12 protein-coding genes are annotated in these 15,973 nt (G+C 72.9%); 9 read left to right on the plus strand and 3 right to left on the minus strand.

What is annotated here, in order from left to right; genetic code table 11:
• Window positions 1–2 precede the first annotated feature (2 nt).
• Window positions 3–785: a DUF2071 domain-containing protein gene (locus BM223_RS02070; protein ID WP_038682029.1), complete on the plus strand. Its 783-nt coding sequence runs from the start codon at window positions 3–5 to the stop codon at window positions 783–785.
• Here the strand turns inward: BM223_RS02070 and BM223_RS02075 are convergent.
• The gene (locus BM223_RS02075) at window positions 769–1,146 is read right to left on the minus strand and encodes a MerR family transcriptional regulator (RefSeq protein WP_235319064.1); all 378 of its coding nucleotides are present in this window, start codon (window positions 1,144–1,146) and stop codon (window positions 769–771) included. The genes BM223_RS02070 and BM223_RS02075 overlap by 17 nt on opposite strands.
• A 28-nt stretch (window positions 1,147–1,174) precedes the next feature.
• On the opposite strand from BM223_RS02075, the gene BM223_RS02080 reads away from it, so the two are divergent.
• A complete protein-coding gene (locus tag BM223_RS02080) occupies window positions 1,175–1,729 on the plus strand; it encodes an RBBP9/YdeN family alpha/beta hydrolase (protein WP_038682027.1) in 555 nt (184 codons plus the stop codon).
• Window positions 1,730–1,738: 9 nt separating this feature from the next.
• On the opposite strand, the gene BM223_RS02085 is transcribed toward BM223_RS02080, so the two are convergent.
• Both BM223_RS02085 and BM223_RS02090 read right to left on the minus strand, forming a co-directional pair.
• Window positions 1,739–3,277, minus strand: coding sequence for a hypothetical protein (locus BM223_RS02085; RefSeq protein ID WP_038682025.1), 1,539 nt, complete (start codon window positions 3,275–3,277; stop codon window positions 1,739–1,741).
• 47 nt (window positions 3,278–3,324) lie between these two features.
• Window positions 3,325–4,797 carry a M1 family metallopeptidase gene (locus tag BM223_RS02090; protein WP_141267408.1) on the minus strand — a complete coding sequence of 491 codons (1,473 nt, stop codon included), beginning with the start codon at window positions 4,795–4,797 and terminating at the stop codon, window positions 3,325–3,327.
• 126 nt (window positions 4,798–4,923) lie between these two features.
• On the opposite strand from BM223_RS02090, the gene BM223_RS02095 reads away from it, so the two are divergent.
• The 7 genes from BM223_RS02095 to BM223_RS02125 all read left to right on the plus strand — a co-directional run bounded on the left by BM223_RS02095 (window position 4,924) and on the right by BM223_RS02125 (window position 15,911).
• Entirely contained in the window at window positions 4,924–7,461 is a 2,538-nt protein-coding gene (locus BM223_RS02095) for an amidohydrolase family protein (protein ID WP_052139060.1), read from the plus strand.
• Between the two features lie 182 nt (window positions 7,462–7,643).
• Window positions 7,644–10,886: a (Fe-S)-binding protein gene (locus BM223_RS02100; RefSeq protein ID WP_038682023.1), complete on the plus strand. Its 3,243-nt coding sequence runs from the start codon at window positions 7,644–7,646 to the stop codon at window positions 10,884–10,886.
• Window positions 10,887–10,957: 71 nt separating this feature from the next.
• Window positions 10,958–12,583: an AMP-binding protein gene (locus tag BM223_RS02105; RefSeq protein WP_038682021.1), complete on the plus strand. Its 1,626-nt coding sequence runs from the start codon at window positions 10,958–10,960 to the stop codon at window positions 12,581–12,583.
• Window positions 12,584–12,653: 70 nt separating this feature from the next.
• On the plus strand, window positions 12,654–13,127 hold the full coding sequence (locus BM223_RS02110) for a SigE family RNA polymerase sigma factor (RefSeq protein WP_038682019.1): 474 nt from the start codon (window positions 12,654–12,656) through the stop codon (window positions 13,125–13,127).
• The gene (locus BM223_RS02115; protein WP_082003812.1) at window positions 13,117–14,448 is read left to right on the plus strand and encodes a PASTA domain-containing protein; all 1,332 of its coding nucleotides are present in this window, start codon (window positions 13,117–13,119) and stop codon (window positions 14,446–14,448) included. Before BM223_RS02110 ends, BM223_RS02115 begins: the two co-directional genes overlap by 11 nt.
• 54 nt (window positions 14,449–14,502) lie before the next feature.
• On the plus strand, window positions 14,503–15,039 hold the full coding sequence (locus BM223_RS02120) for a toxin-antitoxin system HicB family antitoxin (RefSeq protein WP_038685376.1): 537 nt from the start codon (window positions 14,503–14,505) through the stop codon (window positions 15,037–15,039).
• A gap of 32 nt (window positions 15,040–15,071) precedes the next feature.
• Window positions 15,072–15,911 carry a DUF4097 family beta strand repeat-containing protein gene (locus BM223_RS02125; RefSeq protein ID WP_038682014.1) on the plus strand — a complete coding sequence of 280 codons (840 nt, stop codon included), beginning with the start codon at window positions 15,072–15,074 and terminating at the stop codon, window positions 15,909–15,911.
• The last annotated feature ends 62 nt before the right edge of the window (window positions 15,912–15,973 follow it).

Genomic DNA, 15,973 nt, shown 5'->3' on the forward strand with positions numbered 1-15,973 from the left:
GCGTGGTCGACGGCGTCCGCGGCACGGAGCGGCCGCCGGTCCGGTGGTTCCACGCGGCCTCGGACCTGGCCGACTTCATGATCACCACGTTCCGGGTCGCGCCGGAGCGCCTCGCCCGGCACCTGCCGCCGGGCTGGGAGCCGGAGGTGCTCCCGCTGGCCGAGGGGCCGGCGGCGCTGGTCTCCGCCGTGGCCTTCCGCGACGAGGCGTTCCACTTCCGCGGGCTGCCGCGGGTGGCGATCACCTGCGGCCAGGTCAACTACCGGGCCTACGTGCGCCGCGCCGGCGTCCTCGGTGCCTGGTTCCTCGGGACGGCGTTCGACCACGCCACCGTCGCCCTGCCGCGCCACCTCTGGGGGATGCCGTGGCACCGCGAGCGGATCGCCCTCACCGCCGCCTGGGACGACGCCCGCGCGACCTGGCGGCTGCGCACCGACGACGCGGTCTGCCGCGCGACGGAGGCGCCCGTCGTCCCGGCCGGGCTCGACGGGTTCGCCACCGATGACGCCTGGCACGCGCTGCTCACGCACCCGACCCAGGGCTGGTACCGCCGGCGCCGGGGCGGCGGCGTCGGGACCTACAGCATCTGGCACCCGCCGATGACCGTCCGCCACTTCGTCGCCGACGACGCGCGGTTCCCGTTCCTGGAGCGGCTCGGGCTCGTCGTCCCGGGGCAGGAGCCGCACTCGATGCTCGGCCAGGAGCTGCTGCCCTTCGACATCCACACGCCGCCCCAGCGGGCGGTGTCCGGTCACCGGCCCGCGAGGGTCACCGCGGGCAGGTGACCAGTCCGGCCAGCCGCGCGCCGCGGGCCGACAGGGCGGCCTGCTCGGCGTCCATGCGCGCGGCGATCGCGTCCAGCTCGGCGCGCAGGTCCGGGCACAGCTCGAGGTAGGTGCCGTGGTGGCCGTCGCGCGCGCAGCCGAGGAAGCGGCGGATGGTCGCGGTGCCGATCCCGGCGTCGAGCAGCGCCCGGATCTGGGCGACGCGCGCGACGTCGGCCGGCGCGTAGGTGCGGTAGCCGGCCGTCGTGCGCTCGGGGACCAGGAGGCCCGTGTCCTCGTAGTGCCGCAGCGCCCGGGTGGTCGTCCCCGTGCGGCGGGCGAGCTCGCCGATCAGCATCCGGTTCCTCCGCTTGACCTTCACGCCGGCGTGAACCCCTACGGTCCTCGCCATGACGACGAGTGCAACCCCGCCGCGCGCCACGATCATCCACGGGTACGGCGCCACGCCGGCCGATCACTGGTTCGGCTGGCTCGCGCAGCGGCACGCCGGGGCCGGTCTCGCGAGCGCCGTCCCCGCCCTGCCGGAGCCGGAGGCGCCCGACCGGGAGCGCTGGCTCGCCGCCACCGCCGCGGCCGTCGGCACGCCGGCGGCCGGCGATCTCGTCGTCGGCCACAGCCTGGGCTGCCTCACCGTGCTGCGGCACCTCGCCGCGCTGCCCGGCGACTGGCGGCTCGGCCGGCTCGTCCTCGTCGCCGGGTTCGTGGACCCGCTGCCGGCGCTGCCGGGCCTGGACCCGTACGTCGCCGGCGCGGTGCCGGACCTCGACCGGGTCGCGGCCCGGACCGGCGCGATCACGGTGCTCCGCTCCGATGCGGACGCCTACGTCCCCGCGGCGCACACCGACCGGCTCGCCCGGCTGCTGGGCGTGCCGGTCCGGGTGGTGCCCGGCGCCGGCCACTTCCTCGCCGACGACGGCGTCACCACGCTGCCCGACGCGCTCTGAGTCCCCGGCTCAGGAGTCCGCGAGCCGGATCAGCCCCACGATCGTGGCGACGTAGAGCGACCCGTCGGGGCCGAGGTAGATCGCCGCGTAGTGGTTGTTCCACTGGATCCCGGTGCCGGTGAGGCGGCTCCAGCGGGTCTGGCCGGTGCGGATGTCGATGGCGGTGACGTACCACGCGTCGAGGAGGTTGCCCGGCGGCTTCGAGTAGACGTAGACCAGGCCGTTGCCGAGCGAGGCCTTCGGTACCGAGGTGGGGGCGACGGTGGGGTTGGTCCAGGCGACGTGGCAGCCGTCGTCCTCGATCATCACCCGCGAGACGCCGGGCGTCGTCGACCGCCCGAGCAGCGTCGACTGCACGCCGGCGTAGCCGTAGTTGTTCTCGATGATCACCGAGTTCCCCGCGGCGACGAGGCTGTTCTCGGTGGTGCTGGCGCCATCGGCGAGGACCGGGATCGAGCAGTGCTCGCGCTGCCCGGCGGGGACGCCGGTGCGCCGGTCGTAGACGATCACGTGGCTGCGCGGCTCGGCGTTGTCGGCGACGACGATCCACTTCTCGCCGATGAGCGTGGGCGAGGTGCCCGAGCCCTGCGACAGCATGCCGGGCTTCTTGCGGGTGCCGCGGTCGTAGGGGATCGCCCAGGTGATCCCAGGCGTGCCGTCGGCGGCTGCGTCGAGGCGATAGGTCTGGTGGGTCGAGACGAAGTAGACGCCGCCGGTCTCGTCGGTCGACACCGAGTTGTAGATGCCCTCGCCCGCGGGCAGCCGCAGCGTGCGGACCGCGCCGGTGGCCCGGTCGAGCGTGCCGACGGTGCCCTGCTGGCTGAACCACCACAGCCGTCCGGACCAGTCGACGCCGGTCGCGACGAGGCAGTCGTCCTCCGGCAGGTACGACGCCAGCGGCCACCGCCGTCCCTTCACCAGCCCGCCGGCGGCGGTCACGCTCACCTCGGCGATCGCCGCGTCGGTGGTGGTGGCGAAGGCCCGGTCGTCGCCGTCGAGGAAGAAGTAGGTGCCGCCGCAGATGTCGGTCAGCGGGTTCGCGCCGGAGGCGAGGTCGCGCTTCGAGAGCTGCAGCTGGGAGATCGCGCGCAGCGTGACCGGGTCGATCACCATGAGCGTGAAGCCCTCGAGCCCGCCGCACAGGCCGACGATCCGGTCCCGCGAGTCGAACGCGACGGTCGCGCACTCGCGGATGCCGTAGGACGCCGTGCGCATCATCAGCCCGCGCCCGGTCGGCCCCGAGACGGCGTACGCGTCGGTGCTGTAGGCGTCGTTGTGCATGCTGCTGCGCCCGTTGGGGGCCAGGAACGGGTTCTGCGGCACGGGTGGCGCGTCGAGCGGCTGCGGCGTGACGGCCGCGCCGGTGAAGCGGGGGACCAGCAGGTCGGTGGGCAGCGGGGGGATCGGCAGCCCGGGGATCGTCGGCAGGGCCGGCAGCCCCGGCAGGGCCGGGTCGTCGCCGGCCGCGGCCGACGTCGAGCCGGCCGTGCCGAGGGTCAGGGCGAGGACGCCGGCAGCGGCCGCGGCCGCCAGGGAGCGAAGGCGCATCCCCGGAGAGTAGAACGCGTTTCAGTTCCTGGGAAGGGTCGGCGCGCTCAGCCGCGTGGCGGCGACTGCTTGCCGAGCAGCCAGGCGTCGAAGAACGCGCCGAGGTCCTCGCCGGTCTGCTTCTCGATCCAGCCCAGGTAGTCGGCGCGGTCGGTCGAGCGGTTCTCGCGGCTGGCCGGCCAGTCCTCCAGCAGCGCGAAGAACTCGTCGTCGCCGATCTTCTCGCGCAGCTCCTGCCACATCAGGGCCGGGCCGTAGTAGATGTTGCCGTCGCCGAACTGCTGCGGGTCGTAGGCGCCCGGCGGACCGGCGCTCGCGCGCAGGTCGTCCTCGAAGCCGGCCCACTCGTCCATCTTCTGCGCGACCGGGATGCTCTGCTGCTCGGCCTCCCACATGCCCTGGAGGTACATCGCCATGCCCTCGTTCATCCACACGTCGGACCAGTCCGCGGGGCTGACCGTGTCGCCGTACCAGTGGTGCGCCGCCTCGTGGACGACGACCGCCGGCGACAGGCTGTACTCGGTGTTGCCGAGGGTGACCATCGTCTGGGTCTCCATGCCGCTCTCGTTGTCGACGACGACGATGCCGAAGCTCTCGAACGGGTAGGGCCCGAGGATCTTCTCGAGCCAGTCGATCGCGTCGGGCGCGGTGCCGGTGCCGCCGGGCAGCGGCTCGCCGTCGGCCGGCGCCCAGATCTGGATGGGCACGCCGCTCGCCGACTTCAGGTCGGTGCGCTGGTAGTGCCCGAACGCCACCGTCACCAGGTACGACGACGCCGGCTCGGCCAGGTGCCAGACGTCGGTCACCATGCCGTTGCGCGTGGTCGTGTCGGTGAGCACGCCGTTGGCCACGCCGGACCACGGCTCGGGCACGGTGAGGGTGAAGTCGTAGAGCGCCTTGTCGGCGGGCTGGTCGTTGACGGCGTACCAGGTGAAGGCGCCGAAGGGCTCCTGCATCGTCCAGGTCTCGTGGTCGTCGGTGATGTTCCAGCCCAGGCCCTGGCGGAAGTCCGAGCGGGTGCTGGGTGCCTCGGCCGGGCGCGGCGTGCCGGCGTAGGCGAGCTCGACGACGTACTGCTGGTCGGCCGTGACCGGGTGGTCGATGGTGAGCCGGTCGCCGTCGCCGGTGAACTCCGCCTTCTCGCCGTCGACGGTGAGCGCGCTGACCTCGAGCGCGTCGCTGAGGGCGAGCGGGATCCGCGGGGCGTCGGCGGTGGCGCGGAAGGTGAGCCTCTGCTCCGCGGTGAGCCGGTCCTGCTCGGGGTCCCAGGTGAGGTCGAGGGCGTAGTGAAGGGCGTCGACGACGGGGTCGCCGGGCTCCGGGTAGACCGAGTCCTCGCGGGTCTCGCTGCGCGCGACGGACAGGTCGCCGCGGTCGGTGATCCGGGTCGGCTCGCCCGTCGGAGTGGGGACGCCGGTCGCGCCGGCCTTGCCGGCCACCGCGTCGTCCCCGCAGGCGGCGAGGGTCAGGCACAGCGCCAGGGCGGCGCCGAGCGCGCCGAGCGGGCGGGAGGAGGTCATGCCCGTCATCATGCCGGGAGAGCGAATCTGACAGTCATTCACATTTCCCGTCACCTCCGCGCGGCGGCGTCGTTGGAGCAGTGATCGGGGTCACTCCGGTGCGCCCGGAGACAGGGAGGTAAGGCTGTGGCTGAGGACGTGACGCAGGAGCAGGGGAGCGGGAGCCGCCGGGTCGGGCTGGCCGCGCTGGTCGCGCTGGCGGTCGTGGGGGTCGCCCTCGCGGTCCCGACGAGCGGCACCGGTGACGGCGGGCTCAGCCTCGCCGCCGCGAGCGAGCAGGCGAAGTCCGACCGCGGCATCCCGCACGACGACGCGCTCCTCGCGCCGCACGACCACAACGACCCGGCCACCAAGAACGACGTGTCGCGCGGGCTCGCGGTGGGCGACGAGGCGGTCGACCCGACCACCGCCGGCGAGCGCCGCTCCGCCGAGAAGTACGTCGCCGCGCAGCGCGCGCTCCCCGACCCGAAGCTGACCCACGTCCGCGCGTACCCCGCGCGCACCGTCGTCCCGGCTGACCGCTACGCCATGGCCGGCGGCTGCTACACGCTCAGCTCGCCCGTCGGCAGCTTCGGCCCCTACTACTTCAAGGCCACCCGGCTGGGCGGCTACCTCCTGCACACGCCGCAGGGCGAGCTCACCCTGCAGCGCACCGGCGCGGTGAGCGTCGCAGCCAAGCCGAGCGCCCAGGCCGACTGGACCGTCACCAGGTCCGCGCGGGGCTTCGTGCTCGCGATCGGCGCCAAGGCGCTGGTCGCCAAGGCGCGCGGCGTGCTCGGCTCGGGCAGCTCCGGGACGCCGTTCGGGCTGCGCGCGGCGCGCGGGTGCCCGGCGTACCCGGAGGCGGGGATCGACGTCACGGGCGACCCGTTCGCCGGCGTGACGTCGTACCAGGAGGTGCGCGGGTTCGTCGACGCGCACACCCACGGCATGGCCTTCGAGTTCCTCGGCGGCAAGGTGCACTGCGGCCGCCCGTGGCACGAGTACGGCGCGCCGTACGCCCTCGACGACTGCCCCGACCACAAGGTCACCGGCGGCAAGGGCGCACTGCTCGAGTCGGTGCTCTCGGGCAAGGCCTCGCACGACCCGGTCGGCTGGCCGACCTTCAAGGACTGGCCGGCGCCCGAGTCGCTGACCCACGAGGGCACGTACTACCGCTGGCTCGAGCGGGCCTGGCGCGGCGGGCAGCGGCTCTTCGTCAACCTGCTCGTCGAGAACAACAAGCTCTGCCAGCTCTACCCGCTCAAGCGGAACTCCTGCAACGACATGGACTCCATCCGGCTGCAGGCCGCCGACATGGTGAAGATGCAGAACTACATCGACGCCCAGTTCGGCGGCCCCGGCAAGGGCTTCTACCGGATCGTCAAGGACCCCTTCGAGGCCCGGCGCGTGATCAACGGCGGCAAGATGGCCGTCGTCATGGGCATCGAGACGTCGATCCCGTTCGGCTGCACCTACAAGAAGGTGCTCGGGCGCGACCAGCCCGCCTGCACCTCGGCCGAGATCGACGCCAACCTCGACGCGATGCACCGGCTCGGCGTGCGCCAGATGGAGCTGGTCAACAAGTTCGACAACGCCCTGGCCGGCGTCGCCGGCGATGCCGGAGCGATCGGGCCGCTGGTCAACGCCGCCAACTTCCTCGAGACCGGCTCGTTCTGGGCGATGGAGCACTGCGAGCCCGCCGACGGCGAGTCGGCCGACAACGCGCAGATCACGCTGCCCGACATCACCGCCGGCCAGCAGGACGCGCTCTTCGGTGCCCTCGGCAAGGTGCTCGGCATCCTGCCGGCGCTGCCGCTCTACCCCCAGCCCGCGCACTGCAACAAGCGCGGCCTGACCGACCTGGGCGTGCACACCATCAAGGGGCTGGCGAAGCGGAAGATGGTCTTCGACCCGGATCACCTCTCGGTCAAGGCGCGCTCGGCGTCCATGGACGTCATCGAGGGCATGCGCTACCCGGGCGTGATCTCCAGCCACTCGTGGTCCACCCCGGACACCTACCCGCGGATCTACCGGGCGGGCGGCTTCATCACGCCGTACGCGGGGGACTCGACGGGCTTCGTCGCCAAGTGGCGCCGGCACCTCGGCTGGGCCGACTCGCGCTACTACTTCGGCTTCGGATTCGGCGCCGACATCAACGGGCTCGGCGCCCAGGGCAACCCGCGCGGGACCGACGTCCCCAATCCCGTGAAGTACCCCTTCACCGGCCTGGGCGGCGTCCGGATCGACAAGCAGCGCGCCGGCCAGCGCACCTGGGACATCAACGCCGACGGCGTCGCGCAGTACGGCCTCTACCCGGACTGGGTCGAGGACCTGCGCAAGGTCGCCGACGCCCAGCGCCGCGGTGACGGCGCCAAGATCGTCGACGACATGGCCCGTGGTGCCGAGGCCTACCTGCAGATGTGGGAGCGCACGTACGGCGTCCGTGCCGACTCGTGCCGCAACCCCGGGCTGCGGATGTCGAAGGCGAAGGCGCTGCGTCTCGCGAAGCGGATGGTGCGCACGCGGATGAGCACCCGTGATGTGATGGCCCGCGTCGGTCAGCCGTACGAGCGGCTCGGCACGAAGTTCGTCTTCTGCGCGAAGTCGAAGCAGAAGGCGAAGGTCAAGGTCGTCGTCCGCTTCGGTGCGGCCGGGAAGGTCAAGGCCGTCCGGTTCCGGTGAGGCGGGGATCACGGCGCAGGTGAAGTTACCTGTCGGTAGGATTCGCTCGAGCGGGCCCGTGGCGGGCGGCGCTGGTAAGGGTTGCCTATCGCGACCTGCCCCGGCCGTCGGCACTAGGCTCGTCCGGCGCACACCTGTGTGCGCGCCCCTGACTCCCTGCGGATGAGGAGCTGTTGGACACCATGCAGACCCTTGCGATCGTCGTCTCCCTGGCCGTCACGGTCGTCGCCGTCGCTCTGACGGTGCGCGCCGTGAGGGCGATGCTCGGGGTGATCAAGCGGGGTCAGCCGGCGCCCGGGCGCACCGGCAACCCCGTGGGCCGCACGCTGACGATGCTGAAGGAGACCTTCGGCCACACCCGGATGCTCCAGTGGACGTGGATCGGCATCCTGCACTGGTTCGCCTTCGCGGCGTTCATCGCGCTCTCGACGGCGGTCGCCGCGGCGTACATCCAGCTCTTCGACCCCGAGTTCACCATCCCGGTGATCGGCAAGTGGTGGGTCTACGAGTGGGTCGCCGAGCTGCTCGGCCTGCTCGGCACGATCGCGATCATCCCGCTGATCGCCTACCGGCTCACCCACAAGCCCTCGCAGCTGGGCCGGCGCAGCCGGTTCTTCGGCTCGACCATGTGGCAGGCCTACTTCGTCGAGGCGATGGTGCTCCTCGAGAGCTCCGCGATCCTCTTCATCCGCGGCGCCGAGTACAACCTCGCCAAGGCCCACGGCGGCGAGGCCGCCGAGCACGCCGACGGCTTCCACTTCCCCGTCTCGCAGTTCTTCGCGAACCTCTTCCCGACCGGCCACGACTCCGTCGGCACGCTCGAGAACATCATCTTCTTCATCGCGATGGTCAAGATCGTCTCCGCCATGGTCTGGCTGATGGTGATCTCGACCAACCTGACCATGGGCGTGGCCTGGCACCGGTTCACCGCCTGGTTCAACATCTGGTTCAAGCGCGAGGAGACCGGCCGCACGGCCCTCGGCGCGGTCAAGCCCCTCACCTCCGGCGGCAAGCCGATCACCCTCGACGACGTCGACGACCTCGACGAGGACGCGATGCTCGGCGCCGGCTCCATCTGGGACTTCTCCTGGAAGGACATCCTCGACTTCACGACCTGCACCGAGTGCGGTCGCTGCCAGTCGCAGTGCCCCGCCTGGAACACCGAGAAGCCGCTCTCGCCCAAGCTGATGATGATGGCGATGCGCGAGGAGGCGTACGCCGTCGCCGGTGGCGCCGAGCAGCGCGCCCTCGTCGGCAAGACCGAGCACGACCAGGCCGACGGCGTCGACGACTGGTTCTACATGCCCGAGGGCGGCGACTTCGTCGTCGACGAGGACGCCCTGTGGGCCTGCACCAACTGCGGTGCGTGCGTCCAGCAGTGCCCGGTCGACATCGAGCACGTCGACCACTTCGTCGACATGCGCCGCTACCAGGTGCTCGTCGAGTCGAACTTCCCCTCCGAGCTCAACGGCCTCTTCAAGGGCCTCGAGAACAAGGGCAACCCGTGGAACATGTCGCCCACGGCCCGCCTCGACTGGGCCAAGGACCTGCCCTTCGAGGTCAAGGTCGTCGGTGACCAGATCGAGGACCTCGAGTCCGTCGACTGGCTCTTCTGGGTCGGCTGCGCCGGCGCCTACGAGGACCGCGCGAAGAAGACCACCCGCGCCGTCGCGGAGCTCCTCGACCTCGCGGGCGTCTCGTTCGGCGTCCTCGGCAACGGCGAGACGTGCACCGGTGACTCCGCCCGCCGCGCGGGCAACGAGTTCGTGTTCCAGGGCCTGGCCCAGCAGAACATCGAGACCCTGACCGAGGCCAAGGCCAAGAAGGTCGTCTCCACCTGCCCGCACTGCATGAACACGCTCAAGAACGAGTACCGCGACCTCGGCATCGAGCTCGAGGTCATCCACCACACCCAGCTGCTCAACCGCCTCGTGCGCGAGGGCAAGCTGACCCCGGTGGCCTCCGGTGCCGGCGCGCACGACCGCAAGATCACCTACCACGACCCCTGCTTCCTGGGTCGCCACAACCAGGTCTACACCCCGCCCCGCGACCTCCTCCAGATCCTCCCCGGCGCCGAGCTCGCCGAGATGGAGCGCAACTCCGAGCGGTCCTTCTGCTGCGGCGCCGGCGGCGCCCGCATGTGGATGGAGGAGACCATCGGCGAGCGGATCAACCTCAACCGCACCGCCGAGGCCGTCGGCACCGGCGCCGACCAGGTCGCCGTCGGCTGCCCGTTCTGCCGCGTCATGCTCTCCGACGGCCTGACCAAGATGCAGGCCGACGGCGAGGCGCGCGAGGAGGTCGAGGTCCTCGACGTCGCGCAGATGCTCCTCGCCTCGGTGAAGGGCGAGCAGGCCACCAAGCTGCTCCCGGGTCAGGGGACGCCGCTCGCGCCCAAGGCGGCCGCTCCGGCTGCTGCTGGTTCGGGGTCGGTCGAGACCAAGGCCGAGCCCGAGGCGGGCGACGTCACCATCACCGAGGACACCGTCGTCGAGACCGAGGACGTCGGTCCCGCGGCCAAGGCGTCTGGTGGGTCGTCGATGTTCGACGACCCGGGCTCGATGTTCGACACGCCTGCTCCGGCTGCTCCTGAGCCGGCTGCTCCTGCTCCGGCTGAGCCGGCTGAGCCTGCCGCGAAGTCGGGTGGCTCGCTGTTCGACGACAGCGGATCGCTCTTCGACAGCCCCGCCCCGGCTCCTGCCGCCGAGGCCAAGCCGGCGGAGAAGCCTGCCGAGAAGCCGGCCGAGAAGGCCGACCTCGGCTCCGGCGGATCGCTGTTCGACCTCGCCGAACCCGAACCCGAGGCCAAGGCCAAGGCGGAGGCCACCCCGGCCCCGGCCCCGTCCGCGGACCTGGGCTCCGGCGGCTCGCTGTTCGACATCGCGACCCCCGAGCCCGCGCCCGCCGCCGAGCCCGAGCCCGCGCCCGCCGCCGAGCCCGCGCCTGCAGCGCCGGCGGCCGCTGAGCCGGAGCCGGAGTCGGCCCCCGCGGCCGCCTCCGAGCCCGAACCCGTGACCGACGTCGACCTCAACGCCGCGGGATCGCTGTTCGACATCGCCGCTCCTGCCGCCCCGGCCCCGGCCCCGGAGGCGACACCGGCAGCCCCCGCGGCTGCCGAGCCCGAGCCCGAGCCGGCGCCGGCGCCGACCCCCGAGGCGGCACCCGAGCCGGAGCCCGCGACCGACGTCGACCTCAACGCCATGGGATCGCTGTTCGACATCGCCGCTCCCGCCGCCCCGGCCCCCGCGGCGACGCCGGCAGCCCCCGCGGCCGCCGAGCCCGAGCCGGCGACCGAGCCCGAGCCCGACCCCGAGCCCGAGCCCGAGGCACCCAAGCCCGCGCCCCCGTCCCCGTCCTCCGGCGCGGCCCACCAGCCCCGCACGGACGCCGACATCAACGAGGCCGGGTCCCTCTTCGACCTCTGAGCACCACCTGAGCACCGCCTACCCTCATTAGAGGGGTGTGACCGCGCTCACCCGCGCGCGACGATGGACTCATGACCGAGCTGTCGTACGCCGCGGGTGAGACCACCACTCCTCTTCTCGAGGAGACCATCGGAGCCAATCTCGAGCGGACGGTCGCCCGGTGGCCCGACCGGGAGGCGCTGGTCGAGGTGGCGAGCGGACGTCGCTGGACGTGGCGCGAGTTCGACCATGCGGTCGACGAGGTGGCCCGGGGGCTGATCGGGCTGGGCATCGGCAAGGGTGACCGGGTCGGGATGTGGGCGCCCAACTGTGCCGAGTGGACGATCGTCCAGTTCGGGGCGGCGAAGGCGGGGGCGGTGCTCGTCAACGTCAACCCGTCGTACCGCACCCACGAGTTCGCGTACGCCGTCAACCAGTCCGGGCTGCGCCTGCTGCTGGCGGCGACGAGCTTCAAGACCAGCGACTACCGGGGGATGGTCGAGGAGGTCACGGGCAAGGGGGAGGTCCCCGGCCTCGAGCGCACGCTGTACGTCGACACGGACGACTGGCAGGCCCTGATCGACGCGGGGGCGGGCCTCCCTGCCGACGCCCTCACCGAGCGCCAGCGCGAGCTGAGCCCTGACGACGCGATCAACATCCAGTACACGAGCGGGACGACGGGCTTCCCGAAGGGCGCCACGCTCAGCCACCGCAACATCCTCAACAACGGCTTCTTCGTCACCGAGCTGATCAACTTCAGCGAGCAGGACCGGCTCTGCATCCCGGTCCCCTTCTACCACTGCTTCGGCATGGTGATGGCGAACCTCGGCTGCGTCACGCACGGCGCGACCATGGTGATCCCGGCGCCGGGCTTCGACCCGGCGATCACGCTGCGCACGGTGCAGGACGAGAAGTGCACCGGCGTGTACGGCGTCCCGACGATGTTCATCGCGATGCAGAACCACGCCGACTTCGCGACGTACGACCTCAGCACCCTGCGCACCGGGATCATGGCCGGCTCGATCTGCCCGGTCGAGGTGATGAAGAGGTGCATCAGCGAGATGCACATGGCGGAGGTCTCCATCGCGTACGGCATGACCGAGACCAGTCCGGTCAGCTGCCAGACCCGGGCGGACGACGACCTCGACCGCCGCACGGCGACCATCGGGCGCGCCGCCCCCCACGTCGAGATCAAGATCGTCGACCCGGTGACGGGCGAGACGGTCCCGCGCGGGGAGCCGGGCGAGTTCTGCACCAAGGGCTACAGCGTGATGCTCGGCTACTGGAACGACGCGGAGAAGACGGCGGAGGCGATCGACGCCGACGGCTGGATGCACACCGGTGACCTCGCGGTGATGCGCGAGGACGGCTACGCGAACATCGTGGGCCGGATCAAGGACATGGTCATCCGCGGCGGCGAGAACATCTACCCGCGCGAGATCGAGGAGTTCCTCTACACCCACCCCGACGTCGAGGACGTCCAGGTGGTCGGCGTCCCCGACGCGAAGTACGGCGAGGAGCTCTGCGCCTGGATCCGGATCCGGCCGGGCGCGACGCCGCTCGACGCCGAGGCGGTCAAGGCGTTCGCGACGGGCAAGCTCGCGCACTACAAGATCCCGCGCTACGTCATGCTCGTCGACGAGTTCCCGATGACCGTGACCGGCAAGATCCGCAAGATCGAGATGCGCGAGCGGTCCACGGAGATCCTCGGCCTCTGAGCGATCCGGCCGTTCGGAACCGACCGGACCTCCTCGCCGGTCACACTGAGTGACCGAGGAGGAGCCCGGCATGGACTTCACTGCGTACGTCGCGGAGCGCCGCCCGCGGCTCGTGCGGACCGCCGTGCTGCTGGGGTGCCCGCCGGCCGACGCGGAGGACGTCGTCCAGAGCGCCCTCCTGCGCTGCTACCGCTCCTGGCGGCGGGTGACGGCGGCGGACCGGCCCGACGCCTACGTCCACCGGGTCCTCGTCACCACGCTGTACGACGCCCGCCAGCGCCGCTGGAACGGTGAGCTGCCGACGGCCGAGCTCCCCGACGGCCCGGCCGCCGATCCCCGGTGGGCCGAGGGGATCGCCGTGCGCCGGGCGCTGGCCGCGCTCTCGCCGGAGCACCGCGAGGTGCTGGTGCTGAGGTTCTGGGCGGACCTGTCCGAGCGGGACACGGCGGTGGCGCTGGGGGTCGCGCCGGGCACCGTGAAGTCCCGCACCTCCCGCGCCCTCGCGGCGCTCGCGCCGCTCGTGGAGGCACCCGATGTCCGATGACTTGAGCGAGGAGCGGGCCCGGACGCTGCTGGCCCGCGCCGCCGCGACCATCGAGGTCGCCGACCGCGTCCCTCCGCGCGAGCACCGGCGCGGCACCGGCCTGCTGCTGGTGGCGGCCGCTGCCGCGGTGGCCCTCATCGTGGGTGTGGTCGTCCTCGCCGGCCGGACCGGAGGCGACCGGCCGGGCCCGGCCGGTCCGGACGGGCGGCCCGTCGAGCAGGAGCACCGCTACGACGACAGCCGGATGCCCGCGCTGCTGGGTGCCGACCGGGAGGCGGCCGCCGCCGCGCTGGAAGGGCTCGGCCGTGGTCTGCGCGTCACGGTGAGCGAGCGACCGCGGGCCTGCTGGCCGGACGGCCTGGTCACCCGGACCACGCCCGGGGCGGGGCAGCCGGTGGCGGCCGGCGCCGAGGTCCGGCTCCAGGTGAGCGTGCCGCGCAGCTCGGTCGACTGCGTCGGCGAGCCCGACAGCGCCCGCGCGCTGGGGCTGCTGCGGTTCGCCCGCGGGTGGGCGGACGTGCCGCGCCTCGCGCCCCGGGTCGAGCTCTCGGTGACCGGCGGTCCGGCGGTCGAGGCCGACGGTGCCGACCTGCGCGACCCGGAGGCGCGGGCCTGGACGCTCTGCGCCGGCGACGGCACCTGCCACGCCGCACCGGCGCTCCTGCGCGAGCTCGGCACCCGGACGCCGGTGGACCTCGGCCCCGGGGCGCGGCCGCCCGCCGTCCGGGCCGGCTCCGGCGCGACCGCGTGCGGGACCGCGGGGCGCGGCTCGTTCGTCACCGTCGACCGCGCCCTCGGCACCGCACCGTGCCCGCTGGAGGCGGTCTGGTGGCGCCTGGACGACGAGGGACGGATCGCCGCGGTCGAGATGAGCGTCCTGGACCTGCCGCCGGAGCGCCAGGTCGCGCCGGACCCGGTCCGGGCGACGACCGCCGACCGGTTCGTCGCCTGGGCCCGGGGGAGCGGGGAGGCGCCGGCCTTCGCCGTGCGGGTCCGGAACATGCTCGGCGGCCAGGACCACTTCGGTGCCCTCCGGTGGAACGACCACCCGGACGACCGCGGGTCGTGGGCGGGCTGCTCGGGCCTGGGCTTCCCCGATTGCGGGATCGACCCGGTCGCCACGATCCTGCGCTTCACCGGCGACGTCGCCGTGACGTCAGGCCGGGCGGGCTGCCCGGCGCGCAGCGCGCTGCCGTCCCGGTACGCCGCCGCGAGCGCCGATCTGGTCGGCCTGTCCCCGCGGGGCGCGCGGTGCGAAGGCTGGCGGGTCGAGCTGTGGATCGACGCCCGCGGCGAGATCTATGGCGTCAACCTCTCCTAGATTGACGTCATCGACGCCTTGAAATGACGTCATGATGATGTCATCGTGGTGCACATGGACATCACGCCCTACGTCGACAGCCTCCGTCGCGACCTCCTCGCCGCCGCCGACAGCGCCGGACCCGAGGCGCGCGAGGTCGCCGAGCGGCTCGGCTACGCGCTCGACCCGGCCGTCCGGCTCGCGGTGATGGAGGCGATCTCCCAGGCCGCCTCCGAGATCACCGCGACGATGCCCCGCGGCGGGGTCGACGTCCGACTCGACGGGCGCGACCTCGCCTTCGTGGTCGACGCCGGCGACGACCCGGGGCTGCCGCCGCAGCCGCCGGCCGCGCCGGCGCCGCCGGCCCTGCCCGACGAGGACGAGGGGCTGGCCCGGGTCAGCCTCCGGCTGCCGGAGTCGCTCAAGGCCCGCGCGGACGAGCTCGCCACCCAGGCCGGGCAGTCCCTCAACACCTGGCTCGTCGGCCTCGTCCGCGGGGCGACCAGCGAGCGCGCCGTCCACGTCGACGTCGACCTCACCAGCCTGCCGTTCGGCGGCGACTTCCCCTTCGGGGGGCAGCCGGGCAACCGCCGGATGACCGGCTGGCTCTGACCTCCCCCCTTCACCGCACCCAGGAGCACGCCATGACCAGCACGTACGAACCCCTCCGCCAGGTCTTCGAGACCCCCGGCCCCGTCCGCCTCCACGTCGAGAACGGCCGCGGCCGCATCGTGGTCCGCGCCGCCGAGCAGGCGACCACCGAGGTGACGCTCACCGGCGCCCGCGCGGCCGAGGTCCGGGTCACCCGGGACGAGCGCCGGATCGACGTCGTCGCGCCCAAGCCGCGCGGCGGCCTGTTCGGCAGCGGGGACGACCTGCTCATCGAGGTCGCCGTCCCCGTGGCCAGCGATCTCGTCGCGCGCAGCAGCAGCGCCGACATCGAGGTCGCCGGCCGGCTGATGACCGCCCGGGTCAAGACCTCCTCCGGGACGGTCTCCCTCGACCAGGCGACCACGGTGGTCGTCGACACCGGCTCCGGCGACGTCACCGTCGCCGAGGTCGACGGCGACGTCCGGGTCCGCACCGGCTCCGGCGCGGTCGACCTCGGCCGGGTCGTCAGCACCGCCTCGGTCTCGACCGGCTCGGGCGACGTCTGCCTGGGCCAGGCGCTGGGCACGGTCGTCGTCAAGACCGGCTCCGGCGACCTCGAGCTGGGCGACAGCGCGGCCGACGTCAGCGCCAAGACCGGGTCCGGCGACGTCGTCGTCCGGACGGCGCGCCGCGGGCGGATCACCGTCAAGGGCGCCTCGACCCGGGTCCGGGTCGGCGTCCCCGCGGGGACGCCGGTGTGGACCGACCTCAGCACCGTCACCGGCCGGGTCGCCTCGTCGCTGCCCGCGGTCGGCCAGCCCGAGCCCGGTGCGGACCACGTCGAGCTGCGCGCCACCACGGTCTCCGGCGACATCGCGCTCGTCCCCGCCTGAGGGCGGACGGGCCGGTTGACAGCAACCGCCGGACCCCACCATGCTGACCGTTATCTAACAAG

Origin of the sequence: Pimelobacter simplex (assembly GCF_900114845.1) — a bacterium.
GTDB lineage: Bacteria > Actinomycetota > Actinomycetes > Propionibacteriales > Nocardioidaceae > Nocardioides > Nocardioides simplex.

Excerpts from the sequence above, each read along its gene's own strand:
- BM223_RS02125 (WP_038682014.1), top strand. The coding sequence starts at position 15,072 with ATGACCAGCACGTACGAACCCCTCCGCCAGGTCTTCGAGACCCCCGGC.
- BM223_RS02115 (WP_082003812.1), top strand. The coding sequence starts at position 13,117 with ATGTCCGATGACTTGAGCGAGGAGCGGGCCCGGACGCTGCTGGCCCGC.
- BM223_RS02120 (WP_038685376.1), top strand. The coding sequence starts at position 14,503 with ATGGACATCACGCCCTACGTCGACAGCCTCCGTCGCGACCTCCTCGCC.
- BM223_RS02090 (WP_141267408.1), bottom strand. The coding sequence starts at position 4,797 with ATGACCTCCTCCCGCCCGCTCGGCGCGCTCGGCGCCGCCCTGGCGCTG.
- BM223_RS02085 (WP_038682025.1), bottom strand. The coding sequence starts at position 3,277 with ATGCGCCTTCGCTCCCTGGCGGCCGCGGCCGCTGCCGGCGTCCTCGCC.
- BM223_RS02105 (WP_038682021.1), top strand. The coding sequence starts at position 10,958 with ATGACCGAGCTGTCGTACGCCGCGGGTGAGACCACCACTCCTCTTCTC.
- BM223_RS02100 (WP_038682023.1), top strand. The coding sequence starts at position 7,644 with ATGCAGACCCTTGCGATCGTCGTCTCCCTGGCCGTCACGGTCGTCGCC.
- BM223_RS02110 (WP_038682019.1), top strand. The coding sequence starts at position 12,654 with ATGGACTTCACTGCGTACGTCGCGGAGCGCCGCCCGCGGCTCGTGCGG.
- BM223_RS02080 (WP_038682027.1), top strand. The coding sequence starts at position 1,175 with ATGACGACGAGTGCAACCCCGCCGCGCGCCACGATCATCCACGGGTAC.